This window comes from Hydrogenophaga sp. (assembly GCF_011390835.1).
GTDB lineage: Bacteria > Pseudomonadota > Gammaproteobacteria > Burkholderiales > Burkholderiaceae_C > Hydrogenophaga.
The window spans coordinates 20,511-38,475 of record NZ_JAABRQ010000023.1 but is presented as its reverse complement, the minus strand read 5'-3'; the positions used below and the strand labels follow the sequence as shown (position 1 = coordinate 38,475).

The window sequence follows — 17,965 nt, the reverse complement described above, 5'->3', positions numbered from 1 at the left end:
TGTCCGGAGGTGTTTCCGGCGCGCCGGCTGCATGTCAAAATCGTGCGATTCACATGAAAAAACCATGACAAAAAAATCACGTCCCCGTTGGGTGTCGAAGTACCAAGACGTGTTGCAGCTCGGATCTGCGCTGGCTTTTCTGCTGGCTGTGGGGCTTTACGCCTCGGTGCGCGGGGTGGACGTGGCGGGGCTCAGTGGTCCCGCGGTGTGGCTGCTCATCATCTCGGCGGTGGTCGGCGGCTACATGGCCATGAACATCGGTGCCAACGATGTGGCCAACAACCTGGGTCCGGCGGTGGGATCCGGCGCCATCACCATGGGCTGGGCGATCCTGATCGCGGCGACCTTTGAGGCCATGGGCGCCATCGTCGCCGGCGGTGAGGTGGTGGGCACGATCAAGGGCGGGATCATCGACAGCAAACAGATTGCCAATGCCAGTCTGTTTGCCTGGGTGATGTTCTCGGCTCTGCTGGCGGGCGCCCTGTGGCTCAACCTGGCGACTGCCATCGGGGCACCGGTGTCCACCACGCACTCCATCATTGGCGCTGTGATGGGCGCAGGCATCGCCGCTGGCGGGTGGGGCCTGGTGAACTGGGACACCATCGGAAACATCGTATTGAGCTGGCTGGTGTCGCCGCTGACGGGAGGCGCCATCGCAGCGGCTTTTCTCTATGTCATCAAGCGAAGCATCACCTACCGCAGCGAAATGACCGAGGCCGCAGCCCGCGTCGTGCCCTGGCTGATTGCGGTCATGGCCTGGGCCTTTGGCACCTACATGATGCTCAAGGGTCTGGGGCAGTTGGTGAAGGTGAGTTTTCCGGTGGCGCTGGCCGCGGGTGCTGGTATCGCTGTGGTGGCCTGGGTGCTGGTTCACAAACCGGTGGCGCGCCTGGCGCAGCAACAGGAGAACAGCAAGCAAGGCGTCAACCGCCTGTTCACCTGGCCGTTGGTGTGCTCGGCCGCACTGCTGAGCTTTGCTCACGGTGCCAACGATGTGGCCAACGCAGTGGGCCCGCTGGCAGCGATCTACGAGGCGGTCAAGTCCGGCGCCATCGCCACCAAGGCCGCCACGCCGCTGTGGGTGATGGTGCTGGGTGCGCTGGGTTTGTCGGTGGGTCTGGCGCTCTATGGCGCGCGTCTGATCAAGACGGTGGGCAAGGAAATCACCGAGCTGGACAACATGCGCGCGTTCTCCATCGCCATGGCCGCCACCATCACCGTGATCGTGGCGTCGCAGCTGGGCATGCCAGTGTCCACCACCCACGTGACCATTGGCGCGGTATTCGGCGTGGGCTTTCTGCGCGAACTGTTGAAGGTGAACTACGCCAAGATGGAGTCGGTGGTGTTTGCTGGTCACCAAGGTGAAGACCGCGACGAGGTGCAGGCTTACCTGACGCGCTTTGAGGGCGCCGAGGTGAAAGAGAAGAAACGCATGCTGGCCGACATGAAGCGCCGCGCCAAATTGCGCGAGCAGGCCGAGGGTGCGGTGTTTGACAAGAACGAGCGGCGCGCCTTGAAAAAGGTGTACCGCAAGGAAATCGTCAAGCGCTCGGCGGTGCTGCGCATCGTGGCAGCCTGGATCATCACCGTGCCTGCCACGGCGATGCTGGCAGCGATCCTGTTCCAGATCGTCTCTGCCGTTCTGGGCTGAATCAAAACAAATCTAGGGTTTTCCCGAAAACTCTGCGATAATCTAAGGCTTCGCGGGTAACTGCGATGATTTGTGCATCTGCCTCACACACAGGCCTCCCGAACACTGCTGACCCAACCCATGAGGGTAGTCAGCCGCCCTGGTTCTCACCATAGGCGATGCGGATGAGGCCATTCGCTCCCGGCGTCACCCGAAGTTTTGTGACTCATGGCGCGTTGTCCGTTTGATGGTTGATGTTTTGTAACCACGAACGGATTCAGCGCCCGGGAGCGCCCGCCTACTGTTGGCGGCGTCTTATTTCCTGAGCCTTGATTCGATCAATTGCGCCCTAGCGCAAGGACGAACATGAGCGACTCTTTTGAAGAACGCGGCGAATTCACGCCCGAACACACGACCGACTTCACCCCTGGTGCCACGGCAGACATCCTGTCGCCCGAAGTCGACACCGACACCCCCGCAGAAGCGGCGCCCGCAGAACCCAATGGTTTCGAGCTGTTGGGTCTGGCGCCCGAACTGGTGCAGGCTTGCGCCGACCTGGGATACGTGCAGCCCACGCAGGTGCAGAACAACGTCATCCCCAAGGCCATGCTGGCCGAAGGTGAGCAGCGTTACGCCGACCTGATGGTGTCCAGCCAGACCGGCAGCGGCAAAACCGCCGCCTTCCTGTTGCCCGTGTTGCACACCCTGTTGAAGCAGCAAGCCGCCGCCGAAGCCAAGGAGCGCACCGATTTCGAACGCGCCACGGCGGACGCTTTGGCCAAAGGCGAGGCCGCACCCAAGCGCCCCAAGCGCAAGGACCCGACCAGCCCGCGCAACTTCAAGGCCGCCACCCCTGGCGCCCTGATCGTCTGCCCAACGCGCGAACTCGCCCAGCAAGTTGCCCATGATGCGATCGATCTGGTGCGCCATTGCCGTGGCCTGCGCATCGCCAACGTGGTGGGTGGCATGCCTTACCAGCTGCAGATCGCCAAACTGCAAAACGCCGATCTCGTGGTGGCCACGCCAGGGCGCCTGCTGGACCTGCAGCGCTCGCAGCAGCTCAAGCTCGACCAGGTGCAGTTCCTGGTCGTGGACGAGGCCGATCGCATGCTCGACCTCGGCTTCTCCGATGACCTGGCCGACATCAACGAGCTGACCAGCCAGCGCGGTCAGACCATGATGTTCTCCGCCACGTTTGCGCCTCGCATTCAGCAACTCGCCATGCGCGTGATGCACGAAGGCGGCAAGCATGTGCAAAAGGTGCAGATCGACTCACCGCAGGAGCAGCACGCCAACATCGAGCAGAAGCTGTTTTGGGCCGACAACGCCCAGCACAAACGCACCCTGCTCGACCATTGGCTGCGCGACACCAGCATCAATCAGGCGATCGTTTTCTGCAGCACGCAGATCGAGTGCGATGGCCTGGCCACTGACTTGCAGCAAGTTGGCTTTGCCGCCGTGGCACTGCATGGTGCACTCAGCCAGGGCGTGCGCAACCGCCGCCTGATGGCGCTTCGCAATGGCCAGGTGCAGATCCTGGTGGCGACCGATGTGGCCGCGCGCGGCATTGATGTGCCCACAATCACCCACGTGTTCAACTTCGGTCTGCCGATGAAAGCAGAGGACTACACCCACCGCATCGGCCGCACGGGTCGCGCTGGCCGCGATGGCCTGGCCGTGACCTTCGCCGAGATGCGCGATCGCCGCAAGATCTTCGACATCGAAGCCTTCACGCGCCAGCGCATCACCGTGGACACCGTGGCCGGCATGGAGCCGCGTCAGCGCGCGCCGATGAACGAGCCCATGGGCCGTGGCGCGCCGGGTCGCAACTACGCCAACGCGCGTGGCGGCAACGACCGCTTTGGTGGTGACCGCCGCGGTGCCCCGGCACGCGGTCCGCGTTTCGAAGGCCGTGGCGATGCACCGCGCTTCGAAGGCAATCGCAACGACCAGCGCAACGATGCCCCACGCGGTGACGCAGGGCGTTTTGACCCGCGCAGCGCACCCCGCAGCGACAACCGTTTTGACCGCGGTGGCGACAGCCGCCCTGCGCCGCGCGGTTTGGGTGATCGCGGTGCACCCGGCATGGGCGCGCGCCCATCGGGCTTTTCCAACGCGCCGCGCAACGACCGCGGTGGCGACCGCTTCGCCGATCGCGGCACGGGTGAGCGCGCAGCGATGCGCGGTGAATTCGCACCGCGTCGCCCGGCTGGTGGGCCTTCGCGCCCAGTGGCGCGCCGCAGCCCGCGCTGAGCATTGCGCTGAAGCAGCAAAAAAGCCGGACGAATCGTCCGGCTTTTTTTGGTTTGGTGGAGACGAGGAGGATCGAACTCCCGACCTTCGCATTGCGAACGCGACGCTCTCCCAGCTGAGCTACGTCCCCATGCGCAAACTCTAGCAGAGGACGAGCGCGTTGGTGCTGCTTTTGTTGAGCGTCAGCGCATGCCGTTGCGTTGCGCGAGTTCGACGAACAGTCCGGAGTGGTCGAGATCGCCCAGGCCGTGCTCCACCGCCTGGGAGAACAGCTGCTCGAAGAGCGTGGTGATCGGCGCCTCGAAGCCCACGGACTGGGCGGTGGTGAGGGCATTGCGCATGTCCTTGAGCTGCACGGTGATGGCGGCGCGCTTGGCGAAGTCGCGCTGCACCATGCGCTCGCCGTGCACCTGCAGGATGCGGCTGTCGGCAAAGCCACCGGTGATCGCCTGGCGCACCTGGCCCATGTCGGCGCCCCCTTTTTCACACATCAGCAAGGCCTCGGCGACCGCGCCGATGGTGATGCCGACGATCATCTGGTTGGCCAGTTTGGCGAGCTGACCTGCGCCGTGTGGGCCCACATGGGTGAGCCGGCCCAGGGCTTCCAGCACGGGCCGCGCGCGGCCCACGTCAGCCACTTCGCCCCCGGCCATGATGGCCAGCGTGCCTTGCTCGGCGCCCACTGTGCCACCGGAAACCGGTGCGTCCACATGACCTACACCGTGCTCGGCCAGACGCTGGGCGTGATCACGCGCCTGCACCGGCAGGATGGACGACATGTCGACCACCAGCGTACCGGGTCGCATGGCCGCGAGGGTGTCGGGATGCATGAGCACCGACTCGACCACCTCGCCGTTTTCCAGCAGCGTGATCACCAGGTCGGCCTGCGCCACCGCCTCGGCGGCCGACTCGGCCACGCTGGCACCGAAGGGCAGCAGGCGCTCAGCTTTGCTGCGCGAGCGGTTCCAGGCGCGCACCGCCATGCCGGCCTCGCACAGCCGCCGTGCCATGGGAAAACCCATGAGACCGATGCCGAGCACGGCCACTGTGGGTGTAGAAGGGGTTGCGGTTTGTTCAGTGTGGGTCATGTCTTGCTCAGAATGAGGATCGCAAAATTGTAGGCGCCGCGTGCGGGCTGGGTCACAGAGCTGCGTGACACAATGTCGCGACCATGAACCGCAAATCCGTTTCTTCCAACCGTCCCGATCCGGCCTGGCTGGACCGTCAGTACAACAACCGTGCCCTGGTGCCCGAGCATGCGGCGCATTTTGAGCGCTGGGCTGCGGCGTCTGAGCAGGCTCGCCAGGGCTTGCCCTGCCTGCTCGATGTGGCCTATGGCCATGGTCCGGGCGAGACGCTGGACGTTTTTCCAGCACCGCGCAAACACGGGCAACCGCCCGCGCCTGTGCTGGTGTTCATTCATGGGGGCTACTGGCGCAGCCTGGACAAGTCCGATCACTCGTTCATTGCGCCGGCCTTCGTCAAACAGGGCGCTTGCGTGGTGGTGCCCAATTACGCACTGTGTCCAGCGGTCACCATCCCGCAGATTGCGCTGCAGGTGACGCAGGCCTTGGCCTGGGTGCACCGGCACATCGGTACGCATGGTGGCGATCCCCAGCGCATCACCGTGGTGGGCCATTCAGCCGGAGGCCATCTGGCCGCCATGATGCTGGCCTGCCAGTGGTCGCTGGTGGGGCAGGATCTGCCGGACGCGCTGGTGCAGAACGCGATGTCGATCTCGGGCGTGTTTGACCTGGAGCCGTTGCGCCACACCCCGTTTCTGCAGGACTCGCTGCGCCTGACGCCCAAGCAGGTGCGTCAGGCCAGCCCCGCTGGTTTCGCGGCACCGCCGCTTCAGGAAGGCCGTGGTGAACTGATCGCGGTGGCAGGCGCCGATGAGAGCGATGAGTTCGTTCGCCAGAACCACCTCATTGAAGCCGCCTGGGGTCCCGAGATCGTGCCCGTGTGCGAAACCCTGCCGGGACTTAACCACTTCAGCGTGCTGGAAGCCCTGGTCGACCCCCAGCACCGCCTGCACAAGCTGGCGAAGCAGTTGCTCAAAAACTGAGTGCAACTGCAGACCCCTCCCGAGTGAGGTGTCTTCAGCCCAGGATGCGGTGGAGCCGGCTCCGCCGGGCCGCTCGCATCGCCCCCTTGAGGGGGAGACGCCGCAGGCGGCGCGGGGGTGGGCCTACATCAACAAATGCTCGCCTGCATTGTCCCCTCCCAGAATGACGTAGTTCACCTTGCGCACGTCCATGAGCCTGGTGCCACCGGCGTAGCTGATCGAGCTTTGTACGTCCTGCTCCATCTCGGTCAGCGTCTGTGCCAGCGTGCCCTTGATGGGTTCCAGGATACGCTTGCCTTCCACGTGCTTGTATTCGCCCTTGTTGAAATCGCTTGCCGAGCCGTAGTACTCCTTGTAGAGCACGCCGTCCACCTCGACCGTCTGCCCGGGTGACTCCTCGTGGCCCGCAAACAGCGAGCCAATCATGACCATGGATGCGCCAAAGCGGATGCTCTTGGCGATATCACCATGGCTGCGGATACCGCCGTCGGCGATGATGGGCTTGGTGGCCACGCGCGCGCACCACTTGAGCGCGCTCAGCTGCCAGCCGCCGGTGCCGAAGCCGGTCTTGAGCTTGGTGATGCAGACCTTGCCCGGGCCCACGCCCACCTTGGTCGCGTCGGCGCCCCAGGTTTCCAGGTCGATCACGGCTTCGGGCGTGGCCACGTTGCCGGCGATCACGAAGGACATCGGCAGCTTTTCTTTCAGGTAGCCGATCATGGCCTTGACCGTATCGGCATGGCCGTGGGCGATGTCGATGGTGATGTACTCGGGCGCCAGCCCTTCGGACACGAACCGATCGACCGTGCCGTAGTCCGCGGCCTTGACGCCGAGCGAGATGGACGCGTACACCCCTTGATCGCGCATCTGCTGCACAAACTTCACGTTGTCCAGGTCGAAGCGGTGCATCACGTAGAAGTAGCCGTTTTGCGCAAGCCACAGGCTGATCTTCTCGTCGACCACGGTCTTCATGTTGGCTGGCACCACCGGCAGGCGGAAGTTGCGCCCGCCCAGCTCGACGCTGGCATCGCACTCGGATCGGCTTTCCACGCTGCACTTGCGTGGCAGCAGCAGGATGTTGTCGTAGTCGAAGATTTCCATGAGTACTTTCAGTGACCGCCACGTCGCCTTCGGCGCCACCCCCTCTATCGAGAGGGCGCCACTGGCGGCCCGGTCTAGCCGACTCCGCTGCGGCCTGAGTCGTTACGCGAGGTTCAGGGTGGAGTTGGGCAAGGCGAAAAAAAACCGGGCACAACTGCTTGGGCCCGGTGGCTGATTGTAGGCGGATAGGGCGTTGTGTGCGGTGCTCGCAGAGTTGCGCATCGTATGAGGCTCATATGGCGCGACGTATGGCGGGCGCAGCGCCGAGGGCTTCCTACAATCCCAGTCATGCTGTTTGAAGATTCCACTGTTCCCTCGCCGCTGCTCGCAGGTCTCAACCCCGAGCAGGCAGCCGCCGTGACCTTGCCGCCCGAGCATGCACTCATCCTGGCGGGGGCGGGCTCGGGCAAGACCCGTGTGCTTACCACCCGCATTGCTTGGCTGCTGCAGACCGGGCAGCTCGGTCCGGGTGGTGTGATGGCGGTCACGTTCACCAACAAGGCCGCCAAGGAGATGATGACGCGCCTGTCCAGCATGTTGCCAGTCAACGTGCGCGGCATGTGGATCGGTACCTTTCATGGCCTGTGCAACCGCTTCCTGCGGGCGCACCACAAGCTCGCCGGCTTGCCGCAAAGCTTTCAAATCCTCGACACGCAAGACCAGCTCTCTGCGGTCAAGCGGCTGTGCAAGCAGTTCAACGTCGATGACGAGCGTTTCCCGCCCAAGCAGGTGCAGTACTTCATCAGCGGATGCAAGGAAGACGGGCAACGCCCGGGCGATGTCAAGGTGCGCGATGAAGAAACCCGCAAGAAGGTGGAGCTCTACCAGCTTTACGAAGAGCAATGCCAGCGCGAAGGCGTGGTGGACTTTGGCGAGCTCATGCTGCGCAGTTACGAGGTGCTGCGTGACAACGACCCGGTTCGCGAGCACTACCAGCGGCGCTTCAAGCACATCCTGATCGACGAGTTCCAGGACACCAACCGCCTGCAGTACGCCTGGATCAAGCAGTTCAGCACGCCGCCACTTGAGGGGCTCTCGCCAGCAGGCAACGCGGTGTTCGCGGTGGGTGACGATGACCAGAGTATTTACGCGTTTCGTGGCGCGCGCGTGGGCAACATGGCCGACTTCGTGCGCGAGTTCCGGGTGCAGCACCAGATCAAGCTGGAACAAAACTACCGCAGCGCCAGCAACATCCTCGATTCGGCCAATCAGCTGATTGCCAACAACAGCCGGCGCCTGGGCAAAAACCTGCGCACCGACGCCGGCGCGGGCGAGCCGGTGCGCGTGTTCGAGGCCACCAGCGATTTCGCTGAAGCGCAGTGGATGGTGGACGAGATGAAGCAGCTCGCTCGTGAGGACATGCCCAAACGCGAAATGGCGGTGCTCTACCGCAGCAACGCACAAAGCCGCGTGGTCGAGACGGCGCTGTTCAACGCCGGTATGCCTTACCGCGTCTACGGGGGGCTGCGGTTCTTCGAGCGCGCCGAGATCAAGCACGCGCTGGCTTACCTGCGCCTGCTGGAGAACCCGCACGACGACACCAGCTTCCTGCGCGTGGTGAACTTCCCGGCGCGCGGCATAGGCGCGCGCAGCATCGAGCAGCTGCAGGACGTGTCGCGCGCCGCCGGTTGCTCGCTGCACGATGCGGTGAGCGCTGTCACTGGACGCGCCGGCGTGGCCATCGGTGCGTTTGTGGCCAAGCTAGACGTGATGCGCGAGCAGACCGAAGGCAAAACGCTGCGCGAAATCATCGAGCTGGTGCTGGCGCACAGCGGCCTGATCGAGCACTACCGCGCCGAGCGCGAAGGGCAGGATCGGGTAGAGAACCTGGAGGAGCTGGTCAATGCTGCCGAAAGCTTTGTGAGCATCGAAGGTTTTGGGCGCGACGCGGTGGCGCTGCCGGTGGATGAGCTGGGTCAGCCGTTGACGCAAAGCCCGGTGAGCCAGGGTCTGGACCCGGCTGCACCGTTGTTGGACGAGCCGCTGGCGCCGGATCAGGAAACTGGCGAAACCTTGAGCCCGCTGGCCGCTTTCCTGACCCACGCCGCGCTGGAGTCGGGTGACAACCAGGCCCAAGCGGGACAGGATGCGGTGCAGCTCATGACGGTGCACGCGGCCAAGGGCCTGGAATTCGACTGCGTGTTCATCACCGGCATGGAGGAGGGCCTGTTCCCGCACGAAAACGCCATGAGCGACCGCGACGGGCTGGAAGAAGAGCGGCGCCTGATGTACGTGGCCATCACCCGGGCGCGCAAGCGGCTCTACCTCAGCCACTCGCAGACCCGCATGCTGCACGGCCAGACCCGGTACAACCTCAAGAGCCGCTTCTTTGACGAGCTGCCAGAATCCTGCCTGAAGTGGCTCACACCGCAGCAACCTGCCTGGGGCGGTGGCGCAGCAGGGTCGGGCAGCTGGTCTGGCGGGCGCGGCGGCGTGACGGCGCTGCAGCCGGCGTGGTCACCAGGCTGGGCCTCGGGCAGCGACCCCAAAGGCCTGGGTGGCAAGGCCAATCCCGAGCCCGATCGTGGCACCGACATCAAGGCTGGTCAGAGCGTGTTTCATAACAAGTTCGGCGAAGGCAAGGTGCTGGCGCTCGAAGGCGTGGGGCCGGATGCGCGCGCCCAGGTCAGTTTCACGCGGCACGGTGTGAAGTGGTTGGCGCTGAGCGTGGCCAAGCTCACGCCGGTGGACGAATGAGCGCCTGCCGAACGCCGATTCAGGCGGACTTGTGATCCTGTTTGGCTGACTTTTCTCCCACCTGCACCGACGCGTCGAGCAGCCGCAGCTTGCTGGCGTAGTACCGGTCCAGCCGCCATTCGATCATCACCTCCAGCGCCAGACCGAATTCGTCGTAGTCGAGCTGGTACAGCTCGGCTAACAGGAACGGGGTTTCCGTTTCCAGCGCGACCACCAGGCTGGACAACGTGACGGCGGCTGGCGACTCGGGACGGGCTTCGATGAGCTTGCGGGCTTTTTTGAGGGCGAGCATGGAGGCTTTCTGGAGCACGGGCCGGCGCGTCGGCAAACCGGTCCGTGGGATGGAACGTTGAACAGCGGACAAGCATACCCAGCAAGGCCCGCGAATTTCATGACAGAGCGATGACAGGAGCGCCGCGTCCCTGGGCGCTCGCCGCTTGCTCAGGTGCCCACCACGCCGCCGTCCTCCCGCGTGATCACGATGGTGGCCGAGCGCGGTCGCCGGCCTGCGCCGTAGCCCGCGTTGGCTGGCCACTGGCTCTCGTATTTGGCGGGGTTGCTCACCTCGGCCATCTTGGTGTTTTCACCCGGGTGCTGGATGTTGACGAACAAGGCCCGTCCGTCAGGCGTTTCGCAGATGCCGGTGATCTCTGCGCCCTTGGGGCCAACCAGGAAACGCTTGAGCGTAGCCGTGGTCTGGGGTTTTCCTACAAAAGTGTCAACTCGCTTGTCGCCTTGTGTCAGCGTCTGCTTGCCGCCGTCGCCCACGCGCCCGGGGACAGCGGCCAGCAGCATGCAGTTGGTCTGATCGGTGTAGGCGCCGTCGTCGGTCTCGATCCAGCACACGCCTGTGGCAGGGCTGAACACCAGGCCGTCGGGCGAGGAGAGGTCGTTGTCGTCGGTCAGCGCCGACAGGTTCACGCTGCTGCGATCGGCGCCCGCCTCGGCCCCAAAAAGGTAGATGTCCCAGCGGAACGCCGTATCGGCAGGGCGTGCCTCGGCCAGGCGCACGATGTGGCCGTTCACGTTGCCTTTTTGCTCCTTGCCAGCCTTGAAGTCGGTGTAGGCGCGCGGGTTGGCCGCATCGACGTTGGAGGCGTTGCGCTGGCTGTTGTTGGTCAATGTGAAGTAGACCTCGCCGTTCTTGGGATTCACGCCGCCCCACTCGGGCCGGTCCATCTTGGTCGCGCCCACGGCGTCGGCGGCGAGGCGGGTGAACACGGCCACGTCGGCCTCGGTCTTGAACTCGAAGTAGGAGCTGCCCGCGATCACCGGGTTGTTCAAGGCGAGCGGTAACCACTCGCCGCTGCCGTCGCTCTTGAAGCGCGCCACGTACAGCGTGCCCTGGTCCAGGTACTTGTCGCCCACGGCCAGGCGGTTGGCGGCGTTGGCATCTGCGGTGTCCCACAAGGCTTTGGAGACGAATTTGTAGATGTACTCGCCGCGCGCGTCGTCGCCCATGTAGGCCACCACAGGCTGGCCGGCCTGCGCACGGGCAAAGGTGGCGTTTTCATGGCCCATGCGGCCAAGGGCGCTGCGCTTGCGCAGCAGCGCCGTCTTGTCGTACGGGTCGAGTTCCACGATGTAGCCGAAGCTGTTCATCTCGTTGCGGTAATCGTCCTTGGCCGAGGCGCCCAGCGCGCCGTTGTTCCAGCGCGCGTAGGCATCGGCGCTGCCCGCGCTCTCCCATCCGTGGCGGCTGGGCGCGCCGGCCTTGCGGCCGTAGCGGTTGAGCGCCTGCACCTGCCGGTCTTTCTTGCGGCGCTCGTCGTCCTGCGCATCGCGGTGGAAATAGCCGAACCAGTTTTCCTCGCCCGAGACCAGGGTGCCCCAGGGCGTCTTGCCCGTGCCGCAGTTGTTGAGTGTGCCGCGCACGCGCATGCCATCGGGGCTGTGTTTCGTCACCAGGTGTTCGCTACCGCGCGCCGGTCCGTGCATCTCGGCTTCGCTCATCGTGGTGACGCGCCGGTTGAATGCCGAGCCCGGCTGGTAGGCCCAGCGAGCGCCCTGGTTCTGCACCTCGACCACGGAAATGCCGTGGATCATGAGCTCCTTGTCGACCTCGGCCGCAGGGCGCGGCAGGCTGGCCGTGCCGCCGTCGGTGTGGATGAAGAAGGACGTGAGCTTCTCGTCGGTGGTGGCCTCGTGGTTCATGGCCAGCAGACCGCGCGCCACCGCCGTGCGCGACGGTTTGCCGTCGGCGCCAAGGCCGAACCATTCCACACCGTCGCTGTGATCGCCAGCCCGGTTGCCGAAGTCACCATCGCTTCCATCGTTGCGGAAGGCCGGCATGCTGGCAGACAGCGGATCTCCCAGTGCGTAGATCACCTGCGCCCGGTACCCTGGCGGCACCACCACCGCGTCGGCCAAGCCTTTGGCGACTGGCTGGAAGCCGAGGCTGGACAGCGGTGCCCCCCCGCCACCAGCCGTGGCGCAGGCCGCTAGGCCGGTGGCGCTCAGTACGCCCAGGCCTGCTGCACCAGCAGCGCCGCGCAGCACATGGCGGCGGCTCAGGCGGGTGCTCAGCACCTCGTCGAAGTCAGGGTTTTGGCTGCTGTTGGAGTCTTCGTTGTTGAAGGTCTCAGACGGTTTCATGGATGTCCTAGGTTGGGGATTCTCACGCGCGAGGCTGCGCTATTTGTATGACGGTTTCGTGAAGCTGCGCGAGACCTTGGGGGCGTCACGCGACTGTCACGCCAGCACCAGACCATTTGGTCTTCTTTCAACCCCCATGGAGCTTCTGCATGTCCGACCCGACCGATGAAATCTGCAATCACTCGTCCAATGAACACTTCGCCGATGTGCTGGCGCGCAGCCAGCAAACCGGCTTTTCTCGCCGCCAGCTGATCCGCGGGGGGGTGGGCCTGGCGGCCGTGTCGACCCTGCCGCTGCTGGCGGCTTGCGGCGGCGGTGACGACCCTGCGCCAGTGCCCACGCCTGGCCCCGTGGCTACCACTCTCGGTTTCTCCGCCATCGACAAAGGCATTCAGGACGACGTGATCCTGCCCGCCGGCTACACCTACACCGTGCTTCACGCCACTGGCGACACCATTGATCCGCTGACGGCGGCCTACAGCAACGCTGGCACGGAAGCCGACGATTGGTCCAACCGCATCGGTGACCACCACGACGGCATGGACATCTTCTTCATTGACGCCAACGGCAACTACACCACGACGGACACGGGTCGCGCGGTGCTGGCGGTGAACCACGAGAGCTCGGCCGACGCGCACTTCTTCCACGCCAGCGGCCAGACCACGAATGGTGTGGCGGGCAAGAAGTTCAGCCAGTTCGGTGGCTGGGACCTGGGCACGCGCCTGGAATCGGAGGTGCTCAAGGAGATCAACCACCACGGTGTGTCCCTGGTGGAGATCAACCGCAGCAGCGCCGGTGCCTGGAGTTACAAGACCGACTCGGCCTTCAACCGCCGCGTCAATGGACAGACGGTGATGCGCATCGCCGGCCCGGCGGCGCACCTCAACGACATCCGCGCGTTCATGGCGACCAAGTACGACCCGAGCGGCGCCACCTCGCGCGGCACGCTCAACAACTGCGGCCATGGCAAGACGCCATGGGGTACCTACCTGGGTTGTGAAGAGAACTGGGCGGCTTATTTCTTCATGCCGGTCGCCTCCACGGCGGTGGACGCCAAGATCGTGGCGTCTCGCGCACGTTATGGTGTGGCCCGGGTACCTCTGTCGGGCACCGCCACCGCTGCGGGTTCGCAAGGCTGGTCGGCCGTCGCCTCGGCTGCAACCGACGACCGGTTTGGCCGCTGGAACGTCTCGGCACCTGGCGCCACGGCCGCGGACGACTTCCGCAACGAGCCCAACACCTTTGGCTACAACGTGGAAATCGATCCGCTGCGCCCCAACGCCCAGCCGGCCAAGCGTGTTGCCATGGGGCGTTTCGCCCACGAGGCAGCCGTGTGCAGCATCCCGGTGGTGGGCCAGCCGCTGGCCTTCTACATGGGTTGTGACTCGCGCAACGAGTACATCTACAAGTTCGTATCCACCGCCGTGTGGGACCCGGCCGACGTGGGCCGCGGCATGGCCGCTGGCGACAAGTACCTCAACGAAGGCAAGCTCTACGTGGCGAGATTCAACGACGATGGGAGCGGCGCCTGGATTGAGCTCACCAAAGACGCAGTGGATGCGCTGACCACGCCCTACACCACCTACACCTTCGACAATCAGGCCGATGTGCTGGTGAACACCCGCCACGCCGCCAGCGCGCTGGGTGCGACCAAGATGGACCGCCCTGAGTGGGGCGCTGTCAACCCGAAGAATGGCGAGGTGTACTTCTGCCTCACCAACACCAACCTGTCCAGCCGGGGCGTGATGGCCACCGACGCCGCCAACCCGCGGGCCTTCCGCGACAGCGATGGCAATGGCAGCACGGGCAACCCCAACGGCCACATCATCCGCTTCAAGGAAGCCGCGAGCGCGTCGACAGCGGTGGTCTTCACCTGGGACATCTTCCTGTTCGGCGCGGAGGAAGACGCGGGCGCGGGCATCAACCTCTCGGGCCTGAACGCCAAAAACGACTTCTCTTCGCCCGATGGCCTGTGGTTCAGCCAGGCCACCGGCATCTGCTGGATCCAGACCGACGATGGCGCCTACGGCGATGTGACCAACAACATGCTGCTCGCTGCCATTCCGGGTTCGGTGGGCGACGGCTCGGCCATCACGGTGAACAACAGCCTCGATGGTGTGACCAAGGCCACGCCCACCTTCCTGGGTGCCGCACTGGGTGAGACGAAGTTGCGGCGCTTCCTGGTTGGACCCAACGGTTCGGAAATCACTGGTTTGACCGAATCGCCCGATGGCAAGGCGATTTTCGTGAACATCCAGCATCCCGGAGAGGACACGGGCGCGCTTGGCTCGGCTTCCGACTTCCTCCACACCAGCAGCTGGCCGGGCAACCGGGGCTATGGCGCCGCCACCGGGCGCCCCCGTTCGGCCACCATCGTGATCCGCCGCACCGACGGTGGCGTGATCGGCGTCTGACCGCAGCCTGACTTCTTCAGCAAAGCCCGAGGCGCCCGATGGTGCTTCGGGCTTTTTTCTGCGCGGGCGCGGCAAACTCCGCACAATGCGGTGGGCCATTCGCCGTCCCGAAACCGACACAGGAATATCCCATGAAATCGATCACCTCGATCTTGCTGCTGGCCGCCGCCCTGGCCTGGTCAGGCGCTCACGCCGCCGACACCCCGTCCAACCTCGGCCCGACCGTATCCGAGCGCCTGACAACAGCGCGCGCTGCGATCGCGGCCAAGGACTGGTCGCGTGCGCTGAGCGAACTCAACACCGCAGCGCGAGAAGAGCCGCGCAATGCCGAGGTGCACAACCTGCTGGGCTACAGCCACCGCAAGCAGGCCACACCCAACCTGGCCAAGGCGTTCGAGCACTACCGAATAGCGCTGCAGATCGACCCCAAACACAAGGGCGCACACGAGTACATCGGGGAGGCCTACCTGATGAACCGCCAGCCCGCTGAGGCAGAAAAGCACCTGACGACGCTGGAACAGCTCTGTGGCAGCCAAACCTGCGAGGAATACGCCGATCTGGCTCGGGCCATTCAAGACTACCGGACTAAGAATCCGGGCTGACTGGAGGTGATGACGGCGCTCAGCGCACCGCCGGCATCATGGCCGGATGCATCTGCCCTGGCTTGTCTTCCATGTAGCCCTTGCCGTCTTTGACGCCCTTCTTGCCGGCGATTTCCCAGGCCGTCCGCTGGCCGATCAGGCGGGCAAGGAATTCGAGCTCTTCGTCGGTGTGGTTGATGGCACCAGCGGGGGTGATCAGCCGTCCACTCCTGGGCTCGACCTCGCCCCAGAACGACTGGTGGTAGCTGGACTCGGAAACAGTTCGTTCGCCCCGCGTGGTCACGTCCACCAGGCCGTAGCAGTTGCAGAAGTAGGTGCGCTGGTCGGGCATGACTTCGGTGTACACGCCGGTGCCCCGGATACCCGCGGTCAGGGTCGGGGTGGCGATGGTGCGGCTGCTGCCGCGGCCGAACACGCTGACGACGGCACCGGTAAGCATCCGGAGCAAGCTTACGGTGTTGATCGTGGCACCCCGGCCGACCGACAGGCGCGAGTTCTGCCGCACGTGGAACGCCGCATTGCCGATCACGAACACCAGCCGAGAGGCCGGGCCGGTCTGCAGATCGTCACCGGTCTGCACCGTCTGCTGCGGGCGCATGCGCTCGCCGTTGAGCAGCACGTCGCCCACAAACTCCACCACATTGCTGCGCTGCTGGGCCATCGCGGCCGGCAGACCACCCAGGGCCGTCCAGGCGGCCGCGGCCTGCAGCGTCTGGCGGCGCTGGAACCACAGGACTTCGTCGGCGCTGCGACCTTGCAAGGTGTGGTGGCTCATGAGGCATCTCCGTCTTGGGTGGTGGGCAGGCCGGCATTGTCGCCGCTCGAAAAGCTGTCCCGGAAGCTGAAGTAGATCGAGGTGTGGAACATGGCTGCCATGAGCAGCACCGCCGGGTAAAGGATGAGTTGCATGGCCTGCGCGCCGCCGAGCATGGCACCCAGCAGGCTGAGCGCCATGCCGCCGAGCAGAAACACGCCAACCCAGCCGATGCCATAGAAGAACATCGCACCGCGGTTGCCCCAGCAGGCCGCCAGGCTGAAAAACAGGCTTTTCGCCGGGCTCACACCGTGCCAGTGCACCAGCGCAGGCGCGTGCCAGAAGGCCATCAGCACCGGCACGTAAAGCAGCATGGCGACCCAGAGCCCCGGGCTGAACAGCGCGGCGCTCATCATCTCGGGTGTGACCTCGTTGTTGGCCAGGTCGACTGGCATCGCCTGCGGGTCACTGAACAGCGAGCCCAGCGCCAGCACCATCAGCAACGACAGGGCGTACAGCCCGCCCAGGATCAGCATTGGCTGTGCACGGGCCGCGCCGGAGCGGAACGCGGTGATCAGCGTCACTGGCATGGGGAAGCGGCCTTCGGTGGCCTCGCGGGTGGCGGCCATCAGGCCCAGTGTGGCGGCCGGCACCAGCGCCAGCGACACCGCGCTGCCGATCAGCGGCACGACCGACAGCAGGGACACCGCCGCCATGAACATGAAGAACAGGCCGGCCATGGCCAGGGGCTGGCGCAGAAAGGTCTTCACGCCGAGCTTGACCCAGGTGAAGCCGGTGCGGGCGGGAACGAGTTGCAGTTTCATGCGGTGATCAGGTCGGGCTCAGGCAGCCGCCAGGGCGGCATTCAGCAGGGCGGGCACGGTGGTGGACACTGACCCCGCCCTGTGGCGCAGCACGCGCTCGAAATGAGCCGGGTCATGTGCCTGGAGCATGGATGCTTCGCGCGGCAAGTGCAGGTCCCACAGGCGCGAGAGCCAGAAGCGCAACGCGCCGGCGCGCAGCATGGCGCCGAGCATCTGGCGCTCGGCGGCGGTGAGCGGCCGCACCGCCTGGTAGGCGCCCATCAGGGCGACCGCGCGCGCCTCATCGTGGGCGCCATCGAGATCGCCGCCGTGGTGCACACACCAGTCGTTCAGGGTCACCGCGATGTCGAACACAAAGCTGTCGTGGCCAGCAAAATAAAAATCGAAGAAACCGCTGAGCGTATCGCCGACAAACAGCACGTTGTCTCGGAATAGGTCGGCGTGGATCGGGCCGCGAGGCAAGGCGGCACTGGCAGCGCTGGCCGCCACATGGTTCTGGTAGGCCAGCTCGGTGCGAATCAGCTGCGCCTGCTCAGGTGAGAGAAAGGGCAGCACCACCGGCACGGTCTCATTCCACCAGGCCAGGCCGCGCAGATTGGGTTGCAGGCGATCAAAGTCGCGGCCGGCCAAATGCATGCGCGCCAGGGTTTCGCCCACCGCCTCGCAGTGCGCCAGGCTTGGCTGCAGGTCGCTGCCGCCCGCCAGGCGGTTCACCACCGCGGCTGGCTTGCCCTGAAGGCTGAGCAGGATCTCGCCTTGCGCATCGGGCACCGGGTCGGGCACCGGCACGCCGTGACGCGCCAGGTGCTTCATGAGGTGAAGGTAGTAGGGCAGCTGTTGGAAGCTCAGGCGCTCGAAGATGGTGAGCACGTGCTGCAGCGTGGCGCCGTCGCGCTCACTGGTCACGAAGTAGTTGGTGTTTTCGATGCCGCCCTGGATGCCTTGCAGGTCGGTGAGGTCACCCAGGCCGAGCGTGTGCAGCAGCGCGGCGGCTTCCGCGAAGGAAACGTTGGTGTAGACGGCCATA

13 protein-coding genes and 1 tRNA gene are annotated in these 17,965 nt (G+C 65.1%); 6 read left to right on the top strand and 8 right to left on the bottom strand.

Translation table 11 applies throughout. From position 1 onward, the window contains the following. The first annotated feature begins 64 nt into the window (after window positions 1-64). On the top strand, window positions 65-1,651 hold the full coding sequence (locus GPT34_RS13670) for an inorganic phosphate transporter (RefSeq protein ID WP_291013441.1): 1,587 nt from the start codon (window positions 65-67) through the stop codon (window positions 1,649-1,651). Between the two features lie 345 nt (window positions 1,652-1,996). Then, window positions 1,997-3,883 carry a DEAD/DEAH box helicase gene (locus GPT34_RS13665; RefSeq protein WP_291013439.1) on the top strand — a complete coding sequence of 629 codons (1,887 nt, stop codon included), beginning with the start codon at window positions 1,997-1,999 and terminating at the stop codon, window positions 3,881-3,883. A gap of 54 nt (window positions 3,884-3,937) precedes the next feature. Here the strand turns inward: GPT34_RS13665 and GPT34_RS13660 are convergent. Both GPT34_RS13660 and GPT34_RS13655 read right to left on the bottom strand, forming a co-directional pair. Next, window positions 3,938-4,013: transfer RNA gene (locus GPT34_RS13660), tRNA-Ala, on the bottom strand. A 52-nt stretch (window positions 4,014-4,065) separates the two neighbouring features. Continuing rightward, complete coding sequence (locus GPT34_RS13655) at window positions 4,066-4,971, bottom strand: NAD(P)-dependent oxidoreductase (RefSeq protein WP_291013436.1); 906 nt, start codon at window positions 4,969-4,971, stop codon at window positions 4,066-4,068. 83 nt (window positions 4,972-5,054) lie between these two features. Here GPT34_RS13655 and GPT34_RS13650 point away from each other — a divergent pair, with 83 nt between their 5' ends. Beyond that, window positions 5,055-5,951 carry an alpha/beta hydrolase gene (locus tag GPT34_RS13650; protein WP_291013433.1) on the top strand — a complete coding sequence of 299 codons (897 nt, stop codon included), beginning with the start codon at window positions 5,055-5,057 and terminating at the stop codon, window positions 5,949-5,951. A 123-nt stretch (window positions 5,952-6,074) separates the two neighbouring features. Here the strand turns inward: GPT34_RS13650 and GPT34_RS13645 are convergent, their stop codons facing one another. Further along, window positions 6,075-7,052: a GMP reductase gene (locus tag GPT34_RS13645; RefSeq protein WP_291013430.1), complete on the bottom strand. Its 978-nt coding sequence runs from the start codon at window positions 7,050-7,052 to the stop codon at window positions 6,075-6,077. Window positions 7,053-7,340: 288 nt separating this feature from the next. Between GPT34_RS13645 and GPT34_RS13640 the strand changes: the two genes are divergently transcribed. Further along, entirely contained in the window at window positions 7,341-9,749 is a 2,409-nt protein-coding gene (locus tag GPT34_RS13640; RefSeq protein ID WP_291013428.1) for a UvrD-helicase domain-containing protein, read from the top strand. 19 nt (window positions 9,750-9,768) lie between these two features. Here GPT34_RS13640 and GPT34_RS13635 read toward each other — a convergent pair whose 3' ends face one another. Together GPT34_RS13635 and GPT34_RS13630 are read right to left on the bottom strand one after the other, a co-directional pair. After that, window positions 9,769-10,041 (bottom strand): hypothetical protein, encoded by a 273-nt coding sequence (locus GPT34_RS13635; protein ID WP_291013426.1) that lies wholly within the window; start codon window positions 10,039-10,041, stop codon window positions 9,769-9,771. A gap of 149 nt (window positions 10,042-10,190) precedes the next feature. Beyond that, the gene (locus GPT34_RS13630) at window positions 10,191-12,344 is read right to left on the bottom strand and encodes a PhoX family phosphatase (RefSeq protein ID WP_291013424.1); all 2,154 of its coding nucleotides are present in this window, start codon (window positions 12,342-12,344) and stop codon (window positions 10,191-10,193) included. 149 nt (window positions 12,345-12,493) lie between these two features. On the opposite strand from GPT34_RS13630, the gene GPT34_RS13625 reads away from it, so the two are divergent. Next, window positions 12,494-14,758 carry a PhoX family phosphatase gene (locus GPT34_RS13625; protein ID WP_291013422.1) on the top strand — a complete coding sequence of 755 codons (2,265 nt, stop codon included), beginning with the start codon at window positions 12,494-12,496 and terminating at the stop codon, window positions 14,756-14,758. Between the two features lie 131 nt (window positions 14,759-14,889). Further along, complete coding sequence (locus GPT34_RS13620) at window positions 14,890-15,360, top strand: tetratricopeptide repeat protein (protein WP_291013420.1); 471 nt, start codon at window positions 14,890-14,892, stop codon at window positions 15,358-15,360. Between the two features lie 19 nt (window positions 15,361-15,379). Here GPT34_RS13620 and GPT34_RS13615 read toward each other — a convergent pair whose 3' ends face one another. From GPT34_RS13615 to GPT34_RS13605, 3 genes are read right to left on the bottom strand one after another with little or no spacing between them, the layout of a single operon-like run. Continuing rightward, complete coding sequence (locus GPT34_RS13615; protein ID WP_291013418.1) at window positions 15,380-16,135, bottom strand: iron dicitrate transport regulator FecR; 756 nt, start codon at window positions 16,133-16,135, stop codon at window positions 15,380-15,382. Then, window positions 16,132-16,938 (bottom strand): BPSS1780 family membrane protein, encoded by an 807-nt coding sequence (locus tag GPT34_RS13610; protein WP_291013416.1) that lies wholly within the window; start codon window positions 16,936-16,938, stop codon window positions 16,132-16,134. The genes GPT34_RS13615 and GPT34_RS13610 overlap by 4 nt, the downstream gene beginning before the upstream one ends. An 18-nt stretch (window positions 16,939-16,956) precedes the next feature. Further along, window positions 16,957-17,964 (bottom strand): homoserine kinase, encoded by a 1,008-nt coding sequence (locus tag GPT34_RS13605; RefSeq protein WP_291013415.1) that lies wholly within the window; start codon window positions 17,962-17,964, stop codon window positions 16,957-16,959. Window position 17,965 lies beyond the last annotated feature (1 nt).